Genomic DNA, 16827 nt, shown 5'->3' on the forward strand with positions numbered 1-16827 from the left:
CAAGGCAGCAGCACCATCAGGGTGGACACGCGCGGGAGGTGTCCACCCTGACGCATGCCGATACGTCAGCACAGCCAATGCGGACGCACAAAGGGGGCGCCGAACACCCGGCGCCCCCACCTGCACCCGCAGCCCGCTATTGCCCCCCGTCCACCAACCCCGTCTGCACCAGCGGGTTCCCACGCCGCCGCGTGACGAAGACGCCCCGCCCCGCCGGCATCGGCCGTGGCCGCACGCCGCCCAGGACGTCGCCTTCCATCGGGTCGCCCGACAGCAGCACGCCCTGCGCGCCCAGCTCCGTCATGCGCTGGAGGAACGGGTCGTACAGCGCCCGGCTCGCGCCCGCCGTGTTGCGGGCGATGATGAAGCGGACGCCCACGTCACGCGCGAACGGGAGCAACTCCGTCAAGGACGAGAGCGGGTTGCCGCTCGACGTGGCGACCAGGTCGAAGTCGTCGATGATCACGTAGACCGTCGGGCCGCGCCACCAGCTGCGGTCCCGCAGTTCCTGGGCCGTGACGTCGGCGGACGGCGTGCGGCGCTTCATCAGGTCGTGGAGCGCGACCATGTGGTGGTCCATGTTGTTGGACATGGGGATGTACTCCGCCAGGTGCGACGCCGGGGTCACATCCAGCAGCGAGCGCCGGTTGTCGATGACGAAGAGCTTGCAGACGTCACCGTCGTACCGCTCGGTGAGCTGCTTGATGACCAGCCGCAGCAGGTTGGACTTGCCGGACTCGCTCTCGCCGAAGATCAGGAAGAACGGGTCGTGGTCGAAGTCGACGAAGACCGGTGCCAGGTTGTTCTCGTCGATACCGATGGCGATCCCGCGCTCCGGAACGGCGTGGCCCGGCGGGAGTTCGGCCGCCGGCAGCGAGCGCGGCAGCAGCCGTACCTGCGGCGCGGGCGGAGCCGTCCAGTGGCGGGAGACCTCGGCGTTCATCGCGGCCGTCGCCTCGGAGAGGTCGCTGTCGGAGTTGATGCCGTCGATGCGCGGCACCGCCGCCATGAAGTGCAGCTTCTCCGGCGTCAGCCCGCGACCCGGCACGCCCGCCGGGACGTTGACCGCGACCTTGCGGTCCAGCTCGGAGTCCATGACGTCGCCGAGCCGCAGCTCCAGGCGGTTCATCAGGTGGTCCTTCAGACTGGCCCTGACCTCCATGGACCGGGACGCGGTGACGACCAGGTGGATGCCGTAACCGAGGCCCCGCGCCGCGATGTCCACGACGGCGTTCTCCAAGGCGTCGTAATCCGTACGGAAGTTGCCCCAGCCGTCGATGATCAGGAAGACGTCACCCCACGGCTGGTCAGTCACCGAGATCTCGCCGCGCGCCCGCATCCGGCGGAAGGTGGCGATGGAGTCGATACCGGCGCTGCGGAAGTACTCCTCGCGCCGCGACAGGATGCCGTACACCTCGGCGACCGTACGGCGCACGCGCTCCGGGTCCAGTCGCGAGGCGACGCCGCCGACGTGCGGCAGGCCCGCGATGGACGACATGGAGCCGCCGCCGAAGTCCAGCCCGTAGAACTGGACTTCCTGCGGGGTGTGCGTGAGCGCGAAGCCCGCGATGAGCGTACGGAGCAGCGTCGACTTGCCGGACTGCGGACCACCGGTGATCTGCATATGGCCGGCCGCGCCGGAGAAGTCCCGGTACAACGTGTCGCGCCGCTGCTCGAACGGCTTGTCGATCACACCGAGCGGTACGACGAGACGCCCCGACCCCTCGAACCCGTGCTGCGTCAGTCCGCGTCCCGGCACCGCCGAGAGCCCCGGCAGGATCTCGTCCAGCGACGGCGGGTTGTCCAGCGGCGGCAGCCACACCTGATGGGCCGAGGCGCCGCGTCCCTCCAGCCGCCGCACGATCACGTCCAGCACCGTGTCCGCCAGCGCGTCGTCGTCCTCCGCCCGCTGATCCGGCACCCCGGCCACGGCCTGCGGACTCGGCTGCACGTACCGCACCGGCACCGGCGCCGCCGTGAACGCGACCGGTTTCCGGTCCACCGGCAGCGGCCCGCCGGACGAGGCCGCCTGCCGGCCTCCCGCCCGGTACACCCCGGAGACGTACGCGGCCTTGAACCGCACCATCTCCTCCGTACCGAACTTGAGCAGCCCGGAACCGGGCACGTTCGGCAGGTGGTACGCGTCCGGCACGCCGATCGCCGCCCGTGACTCGCCCGCCGAGAAGGTCCGCAGACCGATGCGGTACGAGAGGTACGTCTCCAGGCCGCGCAGCCGTCCCTCCTCCAGGCGCTGCGAGGCCAGCAGCAGATGCACGCCCAGCGACCGGCCGATGCGCCCGATCTGCACGAACATGTCGATGAAGTCCGGCTTCGCCGTGAGCAGTTCGCTGAACTCGTCGATGACCAGGACGAGTGACGGGATCGGCTGCAGCGGCGCACCGGCCGCGCGCGCCTTCTCGTAGTCGTGGATGTTGGCGTAGTTGCCCGCGTCGCGCAGCATCTCCTGGCGGCGGTTGAGCTCACCGCTGATGGAGTCGCCCATGCGGTCCACCAGCGTCAGGTCGTCCGCCAGGTTGGTGATCACCGCGGCCACGTGCGGCATCTGCGCCATACCGGCGAAGGTCGCACCGCCCTTGAAGTCCGCGAGAACGAAGTTGAGGGTCTCCGAGGTGTGCGTCACCGCGAGGCCGAGCACCAGCGTGCGCAGCAGCTCCGACTTTCCGGAACCCGTCGCTCCCACGCACAGCCCGTGCGGGCCCATGCCTTCCTGCGCCGCCTCCTTGAGGTCCAGCATCACCGGCGCGCCGCCCTCACCGACACCGATCGGTACGCGCAGCCGCTCCGCCTGGGCGCGCGGACGCCAGGTCCGGCTCACCTCGATGGAGGCCGCGTCCCCGAGGTTCAGCAGATCGGTGAACTCCAGGTTTGCCAGCAGCGGTTCGTCGTCGTCCCCGCCCGTCGCCATGTGCAGCGGCGCCAGCTGACGGGCGAGCGCCTCCGCCGCCTCGTAACTCAGCAGGTCCGGCACCCCCTCGTAGACGAGGCCCTGTCCCGACTCCAGCTGCAGCGACTGCGGCTGCACCACGACGGAGAGCCCGCCGCGCGCCCCGGTCACCTCGCCCGGCACCACCTCGATCACCGTCACGCCCTGCAGCCCCTCGGCCGAGGCCAGCACCGACATCGGCGGCACCGAATCGCCGTCCAGGACGACCACGATGTGCGGCTGCTCCAGGAGCGGCTGGCCGCCGGGCTGGAAACGCGGCCGGCCGTCGAGCCGGGCCGCCAGCTGCTGCTCCAGCTCCAGCACACCGCCGGTGATCAGACGCCGGCTGCCGGCGCCGTCGGTCGCGCTCCCGTCCTGTACGTGAGGGAGCCACTTCGCCCACTCCCACTGCGGCGCCGCCGAGGCGCCCGCCGCGATGCCGATCACCAGGTCCTCGGGCGAGTGCAGCGAGGCCAGAGCGCCGACCATCGCCCGCGCCGAGGAGCGCGCGGACTCCGCGTGGCCGCTGATCGTCACGTGGTAGAAGGCCCGCAGCGACACCGCCATCGGCAGGCCGTCCAGCGTGGAGTGCGTCGTCAGGAACTGCTGCATCGCGCCGGCCGTCAGCGGCTCCAGCTCCTCCACCGGCGCCGTCTCGGGTGCGATGAGCGGCGTCGCCAGCTCCTGGCTGCCGAGCCCGATCCGTACCTGCGCGAAGTCCGCGTCACCGACCCGCCGCTCCCACACCCGGCTGCCCTCGGCGACCAGCGCCCACAGCTGCTCGGGAGACGGGTGCAGATAGAACTGCGCGTCACGCTGCTTGCGCGCGGTCTTCACCACCGTGCGCCGGGTCTGCGTCAGGTACTTCAGATAGTCCCGCCGCATGTCCGCGAGCTGGCCCTGCGTGCCCCGCCGGAAACGCACCATCATCGCGATCGCCATGGCCACCGTGGAGGCGATCATGATCACGCCCATGATGCGCATGACCGGGTTCGGCGTCATGAAGAAGAAGACGACCGAACCACCCATGCCCAGCATCGGCAGGAGCTGCATGAGCATGCCCTCCTGCTGGCCCCGGGGGAGCTCCGGCGGAGGTTGCAACTGCACCTGTTCGCCCGGCACTTCGGAGGGCAGGGCCCGCGGTGGGCGCTTGACGACGATCTGGCTCACAGCTCACCAATTCCCTTGCCGGACGGAAGTGTTCCTATCGGCGCCCCCGTGGCGACGGGCTCCATCCGCGCGATGGATCCTACTGGCGGAGCGGGGGCCGCATGGCGGTAGGGTGTCGCGATGCGTATACGCATCCGCTAACTACCGCAAGAAGGCGGTCATTCGGGGCGCGGGGCGGGATCCACCGTCCTGAGGGGTGTTTCCGGCAGAGGCTCCAGAACGGCGCAGAGCGGTTCCGACGCAACCGCGGTCACCTGGGAGCGCCGCCGGAAGTCCAGAGCAACAGGGGGAGCAGCAGGTGACAATGACGGCCCACACGGCAGCCACCACGACCGGCCAGCCGAGTCACGGGGTCGCCTCCGGCAACGGCACGGGCTTCTGCCGGGTCACGGTCGTCGCACCCGACGGCCGGGTCGACGTGGCGTTGCCCGAGGACGTGCCCGTCGCGGACCTCTACCCCGAGATCCTCAGGCTCTCCGGACAGAGCCCCGCGCCCGGCGCACCGGTCGGCTACCACCTCGTACGCCGCGACGGCACCGTCCTGGACAGCGCCCGTACGCTGGCCGGCCACCGCATCCTCGACGGCGAACTCCTCTCGCTGCGGCCCTTCGCCGAATCGCTGCCGCCGGCCGTCTTCGACGACGTCTCCGACGCCGTCGCCTCCGCCGTGGCCAAGGACCGCACGCTCTGGGGCGACTCCCTCATGCGCGGCGCCGGCCTCTTCGGCGGCTCCGTCCTGCTCAGCCTGCTCGGCTTCGTCCTCTGGACCGCCGACCCGCGCCACGACATGCACGGGCTGCCCGGCATCCTGGCCGCCACCGCCGCCGTACTCCTGCTCGCTCTCGCCTGCGTACGCGCACGGGTCTACGACGACCGGGGCTCGGCCATCGCGCTCGGCACCGGCGCGATGGTGAACGCCGCGGTCGCCGGCTCCGGGCTGCTCTCGCTCAGCGCGGGCCAGGGCGTGGGGCGGCTGCAGTTCCTGCTGGCCTGCGCCGCCGTCCTGGTGGTCGCGGTCATCCTCATGGTCACCGCACCCGGCGGCGACGGCCCGTTCGTCGCGTTCGTCTTCGCGAGCGCCACCGGCGTCGTCGTCACCTTCATCGCGATCAGCGCCGAGCTGGCGCCCATTGAGGCCGCCGCCGTCTGCGCACCCTTCGCCGTCGGAGCCCTCGCCTTCCTGCCCGGCCTCTCCACCCGCTTCGCCCGCCTCCCGATCGGCTTCGAACCGCCGCGCTCCGCCGTCGGCGACTACGGCACCTCCGAGCCGGCGCCGCAGGGCCCGGTCGACGCCGTACGGATCGCCGCCCAGGCCCGTCGCGGCCACGAGCTGCTCCTCGGCCTGGTCGGCGGCTGCGCGCTGGTCGCCGTGGCCGCCGCCGCGGTGCTCGGCTTCTCGGACAACCTCTGGGGCCAGCTGCTCGCGCTGGCCACCGGCATCGCCATGCTGATGCGCGCCCACCTCTTCCGCTACACCGCACAGGTCGGCTGCACGCTCGCCGCCGGCCTCGGCTCCCTGGTGTTCCTCGGCCTCGGCCTCTCCCTCAACCCGCCGCTCACGCCGGTCCGCGACGCGCTGCGCGGCGACAGCGCCGCACTGGACATCCGTACGGTGTGGCTCGCCGCCGCCGTCGCGGGCGTCGCCGCCCTGATCACCGCCATCGGCCTGATCGTGCCGCGCAAGGGGGTGACGCCGTTCTGGGGCCGCTTCCTGGAGATCGCCGAGACGGCCGTCCTGCTGACGCTGCTGCCGCTCTGCCTCGCGGTCTTCGACGTCTACCGCTCGATCCGGGCCCTCACCAGCTGACCGCCGTACCGGCCGTCCGGGCGTGACCCGAATGGCTGGTACTCTGACCAGTGGCCGTTTGTGTACGCCTCTCCGGATCATCCTGGGGACTGCGCTCATCGGACCTTCGCCTCCGAGTCACGGAAGCTCTCCTGAGAACAAGACCAGGGGCACTCGTGGGCGCTTCGAACATCAAGAGGAGTACGCGTGCCGCTCGACGCCGCTACGAAGAAGCAGATCATGTCCGACTTCGCGCAGAAGGAAGGTGACACCGGATCCCCCGAGGTCCAGGTCGCCATGCTCTCGCGCCGGATCTCGGACCTGACGGAGCACCTCAAGACGCACAAGCACGACCACCACTCCCGTCGTGGCCTGCTGATCCTGGTCGGCCAGCGTCGCCGCCTCCTGCAGTACCTGGCCAAGAAGGACATCCAGCGCTTCCGTGCGCTGGTCGACCGCCTCGGCATCCGCCGCGGTGCGGCCGGCGGCGCCAAGTAAGTACGCCGTGGAGAGGGAGCGGTTCCCGCGTCTGAGGGGACCGCTCCCTTTGCCGTACGTGCGTAACCGGTGTCAAGCTCAGTAATCTGGACACCGGAACACCACGCAACACCAGCACAACACCAGGGAGAGGCGCAGTGACGCCGCCGCCGGTCCTCGGTAGTGGCCTCCGGGAACATGCCCGGGAGCTTCGATCGAAGACCGGCCCGCACACACGGTGCGCCTCTCCCGCACCGTCCTCCGCCATACGGGCGAGAGGACGAAAGACGACGAGTATGGAGAAATCACTAGTGGAGAACGAGACCCACTACGCCGAGGCCGTCATCGACAACGGCACCTTCGGCACCCGCACCATCCGCTTCGAGACGGGCCGCCTGGCCAAGCAGGCCGCCGGCTCCGCCGTCGCGTACCTGGACGACGACACCATGGTGCTGTCGGCCACCACCGCTTCCAAGCGGCCCAAGGAGAACCTCGACTTCTTCCCTCTCACGGTGGACGTCGAGGAGCGGCAGTACGCGGCCGGCAAGATCCCCGGCTCCTTCTTCCGCCGAGAGGGCCGGCCCTCCGAGGACGCGATCCTCACCTGCCGCCTGATCGACCGCCCGCTGCGCCCCTCCTTCAAGAAGGGCCTGCGCAACGAGATCCAGATCGTCGAGACGATCATGGCGCTCAACCCCGACCACCTGTACGACGTGGTCGCGATCAACGCCGCATCTTGCTCCACCATCCTGGCGGGCCTGCCCTTCTCCGGCCCGATCGGCGCCACCCGCGTCGCCCTGATCAAGGGCCAGTGGGTCGCGTTCCCGACGCACACCGAGCTCGAGGACGCCGTCTTCGACATGGTCGTCGCCGGTCGCGTCCTGGAGGACGGCGACGTCGCGATCATGATGGTCGAGGCCGAGGCCACCGAGAAGACCATCCAGCTGGTCAAGGACGGCGCCGAGGCCCCCACCGAGGAGATCGTCGCCGCCGGTCTGGACGCCGCGAAGCCCTTCATCAAGGCGCTCTGCAAGGCCCAGTCCGACCTCGCCTCCAAGGCCGCCAAGCCGGTCGGCGAGTTCCCGGTCTTCCTGGACTACCAGGACGACGTCTTCGAGGCGCTCGCCAAGGCCGTCACCTCGGAGCTGAAGCAGGCGCTCACCATCGCCGGCAAGCAGGACCGCGAGGCCGAGCTGGACCGCGTCAAGGAGATCGCCGCCGACAAGCTCCTCCCGGCCTTCGAGGGCCGCGAGAAGGAGATCTCCGCCGCGTACCGCTCGCTGACCAAGAACCTGGTCCGCGAGCGCGTCATCAAGGACAAGGTCCGCATCGACGGCCGTGGCGTCACGGACATCCGTACGCTCGCCGCCGAGGTCGAGGCGATCCCGCGCGTGCACGGCTCGGCGCTGTTCGAGCGTGGCGAGACCCAGATCCTGGGCGTCACCACCCTCAACATGCTCCGCATGGAGCAGCAGCTGGACACCCTTTCCCCGGTGACCCGCAAGCGTTACATGCACAACTACAACTTCCCGCCGTACTCCGTCGGTGAGACCGGCCGCGTGGGTTCGCCCAAGCGCCGCGAGATCGGCCACGGAGCGCTCGCCGAGCGCGCCATCGTGCCGGTGCTGCCCTCGCGCGAGGAGTTCCCGTACGCGATCCGCCAGGTCTCCGAGGCGCTGGGCTCCAACGGCTCGACGTCCATGGGCTCGGTCTGCGCCTCCACCATGTCGCTGCTGAACGCCGGTGTGCCGCTCAAGGCCGCCGTCGCCGGTATCGCCATGGGCCTGATCTCGCAGGAGATCGACGGCAAGACCCACTACGTCGCCCTCACCGACATCCTCGGTGCGGAGGACGCCTTCGGCGACATGGACTTCAAGGTCGCCGGTACGAAGCAGTTCGTGACCGCGCTCCAGCTCGACACCAAGCTCGACGGCATCCCCGCCTCGGTCCTGGCCGCCGCGCTGAAGCAGGCCCGTGACGCGCGTCTGCACATCCTGGACGTCATGAACGAGGCCATCGACGTCCCGGACGAGATGTCCCCGAACGCCCCGCGGATCATCACCGTCAAGATCCCGGTGGACAAGATCGGTGAGGTCATCGGCCCCAAGGGCAAGATGATCAACCAGATCCAGGAGGACACCGGCGCCGACATCACGATCGAGGACGACGGCACGATCTACATCGGTGCGCAGCAGGGCTCGCAGGCCGAGGCCGCCCGCGCCACGATCAACGCCATCGCCAACCCGACCATGCCGGAGGTCGGCGAGCGCTACCTGGGTACGGTCGTCAAGACGACCACCTTCGGCGCGTTCGTCTCGCTCATGCCGGGCAAGGACGGCCTGCTGCACATCTCGCAGATCCGCAAGCTCGCCGGTGGCAAGCGCGTGGAGAACGTCGAGGACGTGCTCGGCGTCGGCGCCAAGGTCCAGGTCGAGATCGCCGAGATCGACTCCCGCGGCAAGCTCTCCCTCATCCCCGTCATCGAGGGTGAAGAGGCTGACGAGACGAAGGACGACACCGACAAGTGACGTCCCGTAGTTCCGCGACGACGGCCCGCACCTCTTCGGAGGCGCGGGCCGTCGCCCGTACCCAAACGCTTCTCCAGGGCAAGGACGGCATCGGCACCGTCCGCCGGACCGTCCTCCCCGGCGGTCTGCGGATCGTCACCGAGACCCTGCCCTCCGTCCGGTCCGCCACCTTCGGCATCTGGGCCAACGTCGGTTCACGCGACGAGACGCCCACGCTGAACGGCGCGACCCACTACCTCGAACACCTCCTCTTCAAGGGCACCGCGAAGCGCACCGCCCTCGACATCTCCTCCGCGATCGACGCGGTCGGCGGCGAGATGAACGCCTTCACGGCGAAGGAGTACACCTGTTACTACGCGCGGGTCCTGGACACCGACCTGCCGCTCGCCATCGACGTGGTCTGCGACATGCTGACCGGCTCGCTGATCGCTCCCGAGGACGTCGACGCCGAGCGGGGCGTGATCCTCGAAGAGATCGCGATGACCGAGGACGACCCGGGCGACTGCGTGCACGACCTGTTCGCGCACACCATGCTCGGCGATACTCCGCTCGGCCGTCCGGTCCTCGGCACCGTCGACACGATCAACGCGCTGAACCGGGGCCAGATCGCCCGCTTCTACAAGAAGCACTACGACCCCACGCACCTGGTCGTCGCCGTCGCCGGCAACGTCGACCACGCCACGGTCGTACGCCAGGTCCGCAAGGCCTTCGAGAAGGCCGGCGCCCTCTCCCGTACGGACGCCGTCCCGATGGCTCCTCGCGAGGGCTCCCGCACCCTGCGCACCGCCGGCAAGGTCGAGCTGCTCAACCGCAAGACCGAGCAGGCGCACGTGGTCCTCGGCATGCCGGGCCTCGCGCGCACCGACGACCGCCGCTGGGCGCTCGGCGTCCTCAACACGGCCCTCGGCGGCGGCATGAGCTCGCGCCTCTTCCAGGAGGTACGGGAGAAGCGCGGCCTGGCCTACAGCGTGTACTCGTACACCTCGGGCTTCGCCGACTGCGGCCTCTTCGGCGTCTACGCGGGCTGCCGGCCGAGCCAGGTCCACGACGTCCTGAAGATCTGTCGGGACGAACTGGACCGGGTCGCCACGCACGGCCTGGACGACGACGAGATCACCCGCGCCATCGGCCAGCTCTCCGGCTCCACGGTCCTCGGCCTGGAGGACACCGGCGCGCTGATGAACCGTATCGGCAAGAGCGAGCTGTGCTGGGGCGAGCAGATGTCGGTGGACGACATGCTGGCCCGGATCGCCGAGGTCACTCCCGACGACGTACGGGAGGTGGCGGGCGAACTCCTCACCCACCGGCCCTCGCTCTCGGTCATCGGCCCGCTCAAGGACAAGCAGGCGGACCGCCTGGAAGAAGCGGTCTCCTAATCCCTTAAGGAAGACAAGATGAGCAAGCTGCGCGTAGCCGTTCTCGGTGCTCAGGGCCGGATCGGCTCCGAGGCCGTACGAGCGGTCGAAGCCGCCGACGACCTGGAGCTGGTGGCGGCCCTGGGCCGGGGCGACAAGCTGGAGGCCCTCGCCGAGGCCGGCGCCCAGGTCGCCGTCGAGCTGACCACCCCGGCATCGGTCATGGGCAACCTCGACTTCTGCGTCCGGCACGGCATCCACGCCGTCGTCGGCACCACGGGCTGGACCGACGAACGGCTCGCGCAGCTCACCACCTGGCTGGAGAACTCTCCGGAGACCGGTGTCCTCATCGCACCGAACTTCTCCATCGGCGCGGTTTTGACCATGAAGTTCGCGGAGCAGGCCGCCCGCTACTTCGAGTCGGTCGAGGTCGTCGAGCTCCACCACCCGAACAAGGTCGACGCGCCTTCCGGCACCGCCACCCGCACGGCCCAGCTCATCGCGGCGGCCCGCGCCAGGGCCGGCAGCGCACCTCAGCCGGATGCCACCGCCACCGCTCTGGACGGCGCGCGCGGCGCGGACGTCGACGGCGTCCCGGTCCACGCGATCCGCCTCCGCGGCCTGCTGGCGCACCAGGAAGTGCTGCTCGGCGGCGAGGGCGAGACCCTCACCATCCGCCATGACTCCCTCCACCACAGCAGCTTCATGCCGGGCATCCTGCTCGGTGTCCGCCGCGTGGTGACCGCTCCCGGCCTCACGTTCGGCCTGGAACACTTCCTCGACCTGAACTGACTGAGCCCACCATGCGCGCAAAGATCACCTACTTCGTCACGGCCGCCGTCCTGGTCTTCTACTTCGTCCTGGTCGGCAGCCGCGGCCTGCTGCTCATCCGGCACGGCACGCTGGTCACCGTCACGTTCGGCGTAGCCGTGCTGATCCTGCCGGTGATCGGCGTCTGGTTCCTCTGGAAGAACACCCAGTTCGTCCGCCGCGCCAACGCGCTCGCCGCCGAACTCGACGCGGAGGGCGGCCTCCCGGTCGACGACCTGGCCCGCACCCCGTCCGGCCGCATCGACCGCGACGCCGCCGACGCGGTCTTCACGAAGCGCCGCGAGGAGACGGAGGACGCCCCGGACGACTGGCGTGCCTGGTTCAGGCTGGCGGTGGCCTACCAGGACGCGAGAGACACGCCCAGGGCCCGCAAGGCGATGCAGAGGGCGATCGCCCTGCACAGGCACCCTCGCCAGGCGACACCTCCCACCGCGGGCGCACCCTCCGGTCCGGCTGATGCGCCCGCGCCTTCAGGTTCGTCCGCACCCTCTCCAGCCCGTCCGGCGTTTGAGGACACCAAATCAAGCCCGTCCGGCGCTTGAGGACATCTTTCACGCCGTACGCAGATGAGCCCGGGACCGACAACCGGCCCCGGGCTCATCCACGTGCAGGCAGTGGCAACGGCTCACCCGTGCCGGTACTCATCCGCCCAAGCCTCCACCGCATCCGTGGCCCGCTCGAACGCCTCTTCGCGCCCGAGGAAGTCCGCGTTGTGGTCGGAGGCCAGCGGCGGCAGGGTCTCACCGTTCTGCCGCACCACGATCAGCGCCTGGCCCTGCACCGTACGAGGCAGCCCCAGCCACTTCACCGGCTGCTGGACCGTACGGACGGAGGCAGTGGCTCCCCACGGCACCGTGGTGGTCCGGAAGAACCCGACACGCCGCACACCATGCCGGCTGACCCAGGCACCGACCCGCAGGAGCCTCAGCGCTCCAACGATCAGCGCACCGGCCAGCAGCAGACAGACCAGAGCCCCGGAAGGCGCTCCGGCGAAAGCGGTGATCATCGCCGCGAGAAGTACGAACGAGGCCAGCAACAACAGTCCGGCCGCCGCCGCGACCCGCCACGGGCCGGGGCGGTAGGGCCGCCGCCAGCTGTCGTGGTCGTCGAACGGCAGCGCAACGTCGTCCGCGCTCGCATCGAATGCGCGGTCGGCCGTCAGAAAGGGCAGGGGCACGACTCATCCTCACTCACAAGCACGCTCGATTGCTGTGCCCGGTGAGGCTACCGAGGCGGCCCCCGGCCCGACCACCCCAGGGGGTCCGTACGAGTAAAAAGGGCCCGGCGACCCCCGGGACGTGGCTCAGCGGCCCTGGGACGCCTCGGACTGCTTGCCGTGCGAGGCGGACGGCCTGGAGTCGAGCGCCGGAAGACCCAGCAGCAGCGACCCCACGAGCCCGGCGACCACGGTCAGCCCGACGAGGGAGCGGCCCAGCAGCTCGGGAACGCTGGCGCGCTGGGAGGGAGGGGGAGTGACATTACTGCGGAATCGGTCGGACTCGGCAACGAACGAGAACGGGACGGATTCACGCCGGCGGAACATGAGGAAACTCTCCTTGATCTCAGTGGCGGGTGCTGCTAATGAGTCAGACGTACGAACGGCCGGATCGGTGCCCGAATCGCCGTACTTCTTCGATGAACTCCACGAACGGCTGCCCGACACCGCCGCGTGCATGCGTCGCCCACCCGGCCCGTAAAGTGGTCGCCGCCCGAGCGCCGCCCCTGGAAGGACCCCCGCCGGTGACCGACACCCCCGAACCCGCAAAGCCCCACTTCCGCAGCGATGTCACCGTGGAGCTGGTGAAAAGCGCCGCGGGCGACGCGGACGTGCTGTTCGCCGCCCGGGTCTCCACCGCCGGCGAGCAGTCGCTGGAAGAGGTCACCAAGGACCCGGAGCGGTCCAAGGGGCTCATCAACTACCTCATGCGGGACCGGCACGGCAGCCCGTTCGAGCACAACTCGATGACTTTCTTCATCAGCGCCCCGATCTTCGTGTTCCGCGAGTTCATGCGGCACCGCGTGGGCTGGTCGTACAACGAGGAATCGGGCCGCTACCGGAACCTGGAGCCGGTCTTCTACGTCCCCGGAACCTCCCGCAAGCTGGTCCAGCAGGGCCGCCCCGGCAAGTACGAGTTCGTCGAGGGCACCGAGGCCCAGTTCGACCTCACGACCCGCGCCATGGAGGAGTCCTACCTGGCCTCCTACGCCGCCTACCAGGAGATGCTGGCGGAAGGCGTGGCCCGCGAGGTGGCCCGCGCGGTCCTGCCGGTCGGCCTCTTCTCCTCCATGTACGCCACCTGCAACGCACGCTCCCTGATGCACTTCCTCGGCCTGCGTACGCAGCACGAGCTGGCGACGGTCCCGTCCTTCCCGCAGCGCGAGATCGAGATGGTCGGCGAGCAGATGGAAGCCCACTGGCAGCAGCTCATGCCGCTCACTCATGCGGCCTTCAACAAAAATGGACGAGTAGCCCCGTAGGCGGTGTCCGTATTGCGGCGTTTCGAGAAGTTCATCTAGGCTGATCAAACGGACCCGGCACTGCTTGAACCCCCGAGCAGGCAGTGCCGGGCTCCTCTTTCCCGGTCCCCCTAGAGGGGACCACGCGCTGAGCAGCGAGTAGCGTGTTACCCATGGCTCCGATCTCCACTCCGCAGACCCCCTTCGGGCGGGTCCTCACCGCTATGGTCACGCCTCTCACGGCGGACGGCGCTCTCGACCTCGACGGCGCCCAGCGGCTCGCCGCCCATCTGGTGGACGCAGGCAACGACGGGCTGATCGTCAACGGCACCACCGGTGAGTCCCCGACCACCAGTGACGCGGAGAAGGACCAGCTCGTACGGGCGGTGCTCGAAGCGGTCGGCGACCGGGCGCACGTCGTCGCCGGTATCGGGACCAACGACACCCGGCACAGCGTCGACCTCGCCCGCACCGCCGAGCGCACCGGCGCCCACGGCCTCCTCGCCGTCACGCCGTACTACAACAAGCCGCCGCAGGAAGGCCTCCTGCGGCACTTCACGGCCATCGCCGACTCCACCGGCCTGCCCGTGATGCTGTACGACATCCCCGGCCGCAGCGGGGTCCCGATCGACACCGAGACCCTCGTACGGCTCGCCGACCACCCGCGGATCGTCGCCAACAAGGACGCCAAGGGAGACCTCGGCCGCGCCAGCTGGGCCATCGCCCAGTCCGGCCTCGCCTGGTACTCCGGGGACGACATGCTCAACCTGCCGCTCCTCTCGGTCGGCGCGGTCGGCTTCGTCTCCGTCGTCGGCCACGTCGTCACCCCGGACCTGCGGGCGCTGGTCGAGGCCCACCTCGGCGGCGACGTCCAGAAGGCCACCGAGATCCACCAGAAGCTGCTCCCGGTCTTCACCGGCATGTTCCGCACCCAGGGTGTGATCACCACCAAGGCCGCGCTGACGCTCCAGGGCCTCCCGGCCGGACCACTGCGCCTGCCCCTGGTGGAACTCACCGCACAGGAGACGGCCCAGCTCAAGATCGACCTGGCCGCCGGCGGGGTACAGCTGTAACCACAGACTTCACAACTGAATGAAGAAGACGAGCGAGGCACCTCGCGAAGAGCACGACCCCAAGACAACAGCAAGTGCACGAATGACATGCGCGCCACGTGCCTCATTGGTACGTGGCGCGTGTGGTTAAGGAGAGTCTTTTGAGCCATCCGCACCCTGAACTCGGCACCCCTCCGAAGCTCCCGAAGGGCGCCCTGCGGGTCACTCCGCTCGGCGGCCTGGGCGAGATCGGCCGCAACATGACGGTCTTCGAGTACGGCGGCCGCCTGCTCATCGTCGACTGCGGCGTCCTTTTCCCGGAGGAGGAGCAGCCGGGCATCGACCTGATCCTTCCGGACTTCACCACGATCCGGGACCGCCTGGACGACATCGAGGGCATCGTCCTCACGCACGGCCACGAGGACCACATCGGTGGTGTCCCGTACCTGCTGCGCCTGAAGCCGGACATCCCGCTCATCGGCTCGAAGCTGACTCTCGCGCTCATCGAGGCGAAGCTCCAGGAGCACCGCATCCGCCCGTACACCCTCGAAGTCACCGAGGGCCAGCGCGAGCGCATCGGCGTCTTCGACTGCGAGTTCATCGCGGTCAACCACTCGATCCCGGACGCCCTCGCGGTCGCCATCCGCACCCCCGCGGGCATGGCCGTGGCCACCGGTGACTTCAAGATGGACCAGCTCCCGCTGGATGGCCGCCTCACCGACCTGCACGCGTTCGCACGCCTCAGCGAGGAGGGCATCGACCTCCTCCTCTCCGACTCCACGAACGCCGAGGTCCCGGGCTTCGTACCGCCCGAGCGGGACATCTCCAACGTCCTGCGCACGGTCTTTGCCAACGCGCAGAAGCGCATCATCGTGGCGAGCTTCGCCAGCCATGTGCACCGCATCCAGCAGATCCTGGACGCGGCTCACGAGTACGGCCGCCGGGTGGCCTTCGTCGGCCGCTCGATGGTCCGCAACATGGGCATCGCCCGCGACCTCGGCTACCTCAAGGTCCCCGCGGGCTTGGTCGTCGACGTGAAGACGCTCGACGACCTCCCGGACGACGAGGTCGTGCTGGTCTGCACGGGCTCGCAGGGTGAGCCGATGGCGGCCCTCTCCCGGATGGCCAACCGCGACCACCAGATCCGGATCGTTCCCGGCGACACGGTGATCCTGGCGTCGTCCCTCATCCCCGGCAACGAGAACGCGGTCTACCGCGTGATCAACGGCCTGACCCGCTGGGGCGCCAACGTCGTCCACAAGGGCAACGCCAAGGTCCACGTCTCGGGCCACGCCTCGGCCGGCGAGCTGCTGTACTTCTACAACATCTGCAAGCCGAAGAACCTGATGCCGGTCCACGGTGAATGGCGCCACCTGCGGGCCAACGCCGAGCTGGGAGCCCTCACGGGCGTACCCAAGGACCACATCGTCATCGCCGAGGACGGCGTCGTCGTCGACCTCATCGACGGCAAGGCCAAGATCGTCGGCAAGGTCCAGGCCGGTTACGTGTACGTCGACGGCCTCTCCGTCGGCGACGTCACCGAGACCTCCCTCAAGGACCGCCGCATCCTCGGCGACGAGGGGATCATCTCGGTCTTCATCGTGGTCGACAGCTCCTCCGGCAAGATCGTGGGCGGCCCCCACATTCAGGCCCGGGGCTCCGGCATCGACGACAGCGCGTTCGTCGGCGTCACCCCGAAGATCCAGGAAGCCCTGGACAAGTCGGCCCAGGACGGCGTGATGGAGCCCCACCAGCTCCAGCAGATGGTCCGCCGCGTCGTCGGCAAGTGGGTGTCCGACACCTACCGCCGGCGCCCGATGATCCTCCCGGTCGTCGTCGAGGTCTGACCCTCCTGACCAGCCCGTACGGGAGCGGGGCCCCTCGATTTGCATCGGGGCGCCCCGCTCCAGTACGTTTACGGCTCCGGCTGACCGGGAAGCACCGCGCGCACTCGTGCGCCGGGCCACTCCGACGGGGCGGGAATTCCGACTCAGAATCTCTGATAAAGTCGGATCCGCCGAAAGGCAAGGCCACTCCACAGGCCACCGGAAATCGAATTCGGACCGGAAACGGAACGAAAAAGAGTCTGGTAAAGTTGGAACCGCTGGAAAGGGAAAACGCGAAAGCGAAGGACCTGGAAAGCGAAACTGCACGACCCGCTTCGACCGGGAATCGGACACGAAAGAGTCTGATAGAGTCGGAAACGCAAGACAGCAAGACAAAGAAG

General features: G+C 69.3%; 12 protein-coding genes. 9 read left to right on the top strand and 3 right to left on the bottom strand.

The window, feature by feature from the left end:
* Positions 1–136: 136 nt before the first annotated feature.
* A complete protein-coding gene (gene eccCa / locus ABZ267_RS29855; RefSeq protein WP_356752869.1) occupies positions 137–4114 on the bottom strand; it encodes a type VII secretion protein EccCa in 3978 nt (1325 codons plus the stop codon).
* A gap of 304 nt (positions 4115–4418) precedes the next feature.
* On the opposite strand from eccCa, the gene eccD reads away from it, so the two are divergent.
* The 6 genes from eccD to ABZ267_RS29885 all read left to right on the top strand — a co-directional run bounded on the left by eccD (position 4419) and on the right by ABZ267_RS29885 (position 11633).
* Positions 4419–5921: a type VII secretion integral membrane protein EccD gene (gene eccD, locus ABZ267_RS29860; RefSeq protein ID WP_356752903.1), complete on the top strand. Its 1503-nt coding sequence runs from the start codon at positions 4419–4421 to the stop codon at positions 5919–5921.
* 186 nt (positions 5922–6107) lie between these two features.
* The gene (gene rpsO / locus ABZ267_RS29865) at positions 6108–6398 is read left to right on the top strand and encodes a 30S ribosomal protein S15 (protein WP_015611843.1); all 291 of its coding nucleotides are present in this window, start codon (positions 6108–6110) and stop codon (positions 6396–6398) included.
* A gap of 290 nt (positions 6399–6688) precedes the next feature.
* A complete protein-coding gene (locus ABZ267_RS29870) occupies positions 6689–8905 on the top strand; it encodes a polyribonucleotide nucleotidyltransferase (RefSeq protein WP_356752905.1) in 2217 nt (738 codons plus the stop codon).
* Complete coding sequence (locus ABZ267_RS29875) at positions 8902–10281, top strand: pitrilysin family protein (protein ID WP_356752871.1); 1380 nt, start codon at positions 8902–8904, stop codon at positions 10279–10281. Before ABZ267_RS29870 ends, ABZ267_RS29875 begins: the two co-directional genes overlap by 4 nt.
* A gap of 18 nt (positions 10282–10299) precedes the next feature.
* Positions 10300–11052, top strand: a complete 753-nt coding sequence (gene dapB, locus ABZ267_RS29880) for a 4-hydroxy-tetrahydrodipicolinate reductase (RefSeq protein ID WP_356752873.1) — start codon at positions 10300–10302, stop codon at positions 11050–11052.
* A gap of 11 nt (positions 11053–11063) precedes the next feature.
* A complete protein-coding gene (locus tag ABZ267_RS29885; protein WP_356752875.1) occupies positions 11064–11633 on the top strand; it encodes a hypothetical protein in 570 nt (189 codons plus the stop codon).
* A gap of 83 nt (positions 11634–11716) precedes the next feature.
* Here ABZ267_RS29885 and ABZ267_RS29890 read toward each other — a convergent pair whose 3' ends face one another.
* Positions 11717–12268 (bottom strand): hypothetical protein, encoded by a 552-nt coding sequence (locus ABZ267_RS29890; RefSeq protein ID WP_356752877.1) that lies wholly within the window; start codon positions 12266–12268, stop codon positions 11717–11719.
* A gap of 126 nt (positions 12269–12394) precedes the next feature.
* Positions 12395–12634, bottom strand: coding sequence for a hypothetical protein (locus tag ABZ267_RS29895; RefSeq protein ID WP_356752879.1), 240 nt, complete (start codon positions 12632–12634; stop codon positions 12395–12397).
* Between the two features lie 197 nt (positions 12635–12831).
* On the opposite strand from ABZ267_RS29895, the gene thyX reads away from it, so the two are divergent.
* The 3 genes from thyX to ABZ267_RS29910 all read left to right on the top strand — a co-directional run bounded on the left by thyX (position 12832) and on the right by ABZ267_RS29910 (position 16447).
* Positions 12832–13569, top strand: coding sequence for an FAD-dependent thymidylate synthase (gene thyX / locus ABZ267_RS29900; RefSeq protein ID WP_356752881.1), 738 nt, complete (start codon positions 12832–12834; stop codon positions 13567–13569).
* 152 nt (positions 13570–13721) lie between these two features.
* On the top strand, positions 13722–14621 hold the full coding sequence (gene dapA, locus ABZ267_RS29905) for a 4-hydroxy-tetrahydrodipicolinate synthase (RefSeq protein ID WP_258469055.1): 900 nt from the start codon (positions 13722–13724) through the stop codon (positions 14619–14621).
* A 140-nt stretch (positions 14622–14761) separates the two neighbouring features.
* A complete protein-coding gene (locus ABZ267_RS29910; protein WP_161265105.1) occupies positions 14762–16447 on the top strand; it encodes a ribonuclease J in 1686 nt (561 codons plus the stop codon).
* The last annotated feature ends 380 nt before the right edge of the window (positions 16448–16827 follow it).

This window comes from Streptomyces sp. NPDC006174, from assembly GCF_040614075.1.
Taxonomy (GTDB): Bacteria; Actinomycetota; Actinomycetes; order Streptomycetales; family Streptomycetaceae; genus Streptomyces.

Bases quoted from the DNA above. Each gene is read 5' to 3' on its own strand.
- dapA (WP_258469055.1), top strand. From the start codon at position 13,722: ATGGCTCCGATCTCCACTCCGCAGACCCCCTTCGGGCGGGTCCTCACC.
- dapB (WP_356752873.1), top strand. From the start codon at position 10,300: ATGAGCAAGCTGCGCGTAGCCGTTCTCGGTGCTCAGGGCCGGATCGGC.
- eccD (WP_356752903.1), top strand. From the start codon at position 4,419: ATGACGGCCCACACGGCAGCCACCACGACCGGCCAGCCGAGTCACGGG.
- ABZ267_RS29885 (WP_356752875.1), top strand. From the start codon at position 11,064: ATGCGCGCAAAGATCACCTACTTCGTCACGGCCGCCGTCCTGGTCTTC.
- ABZ267_RS29895 (WP_356752879.1), bottom strand. From the start codon at position 12,634: ATGTTCCGCCGGCGTGAATCCGTCCCGTTCTCGTTCGTTGCCGAGTCC.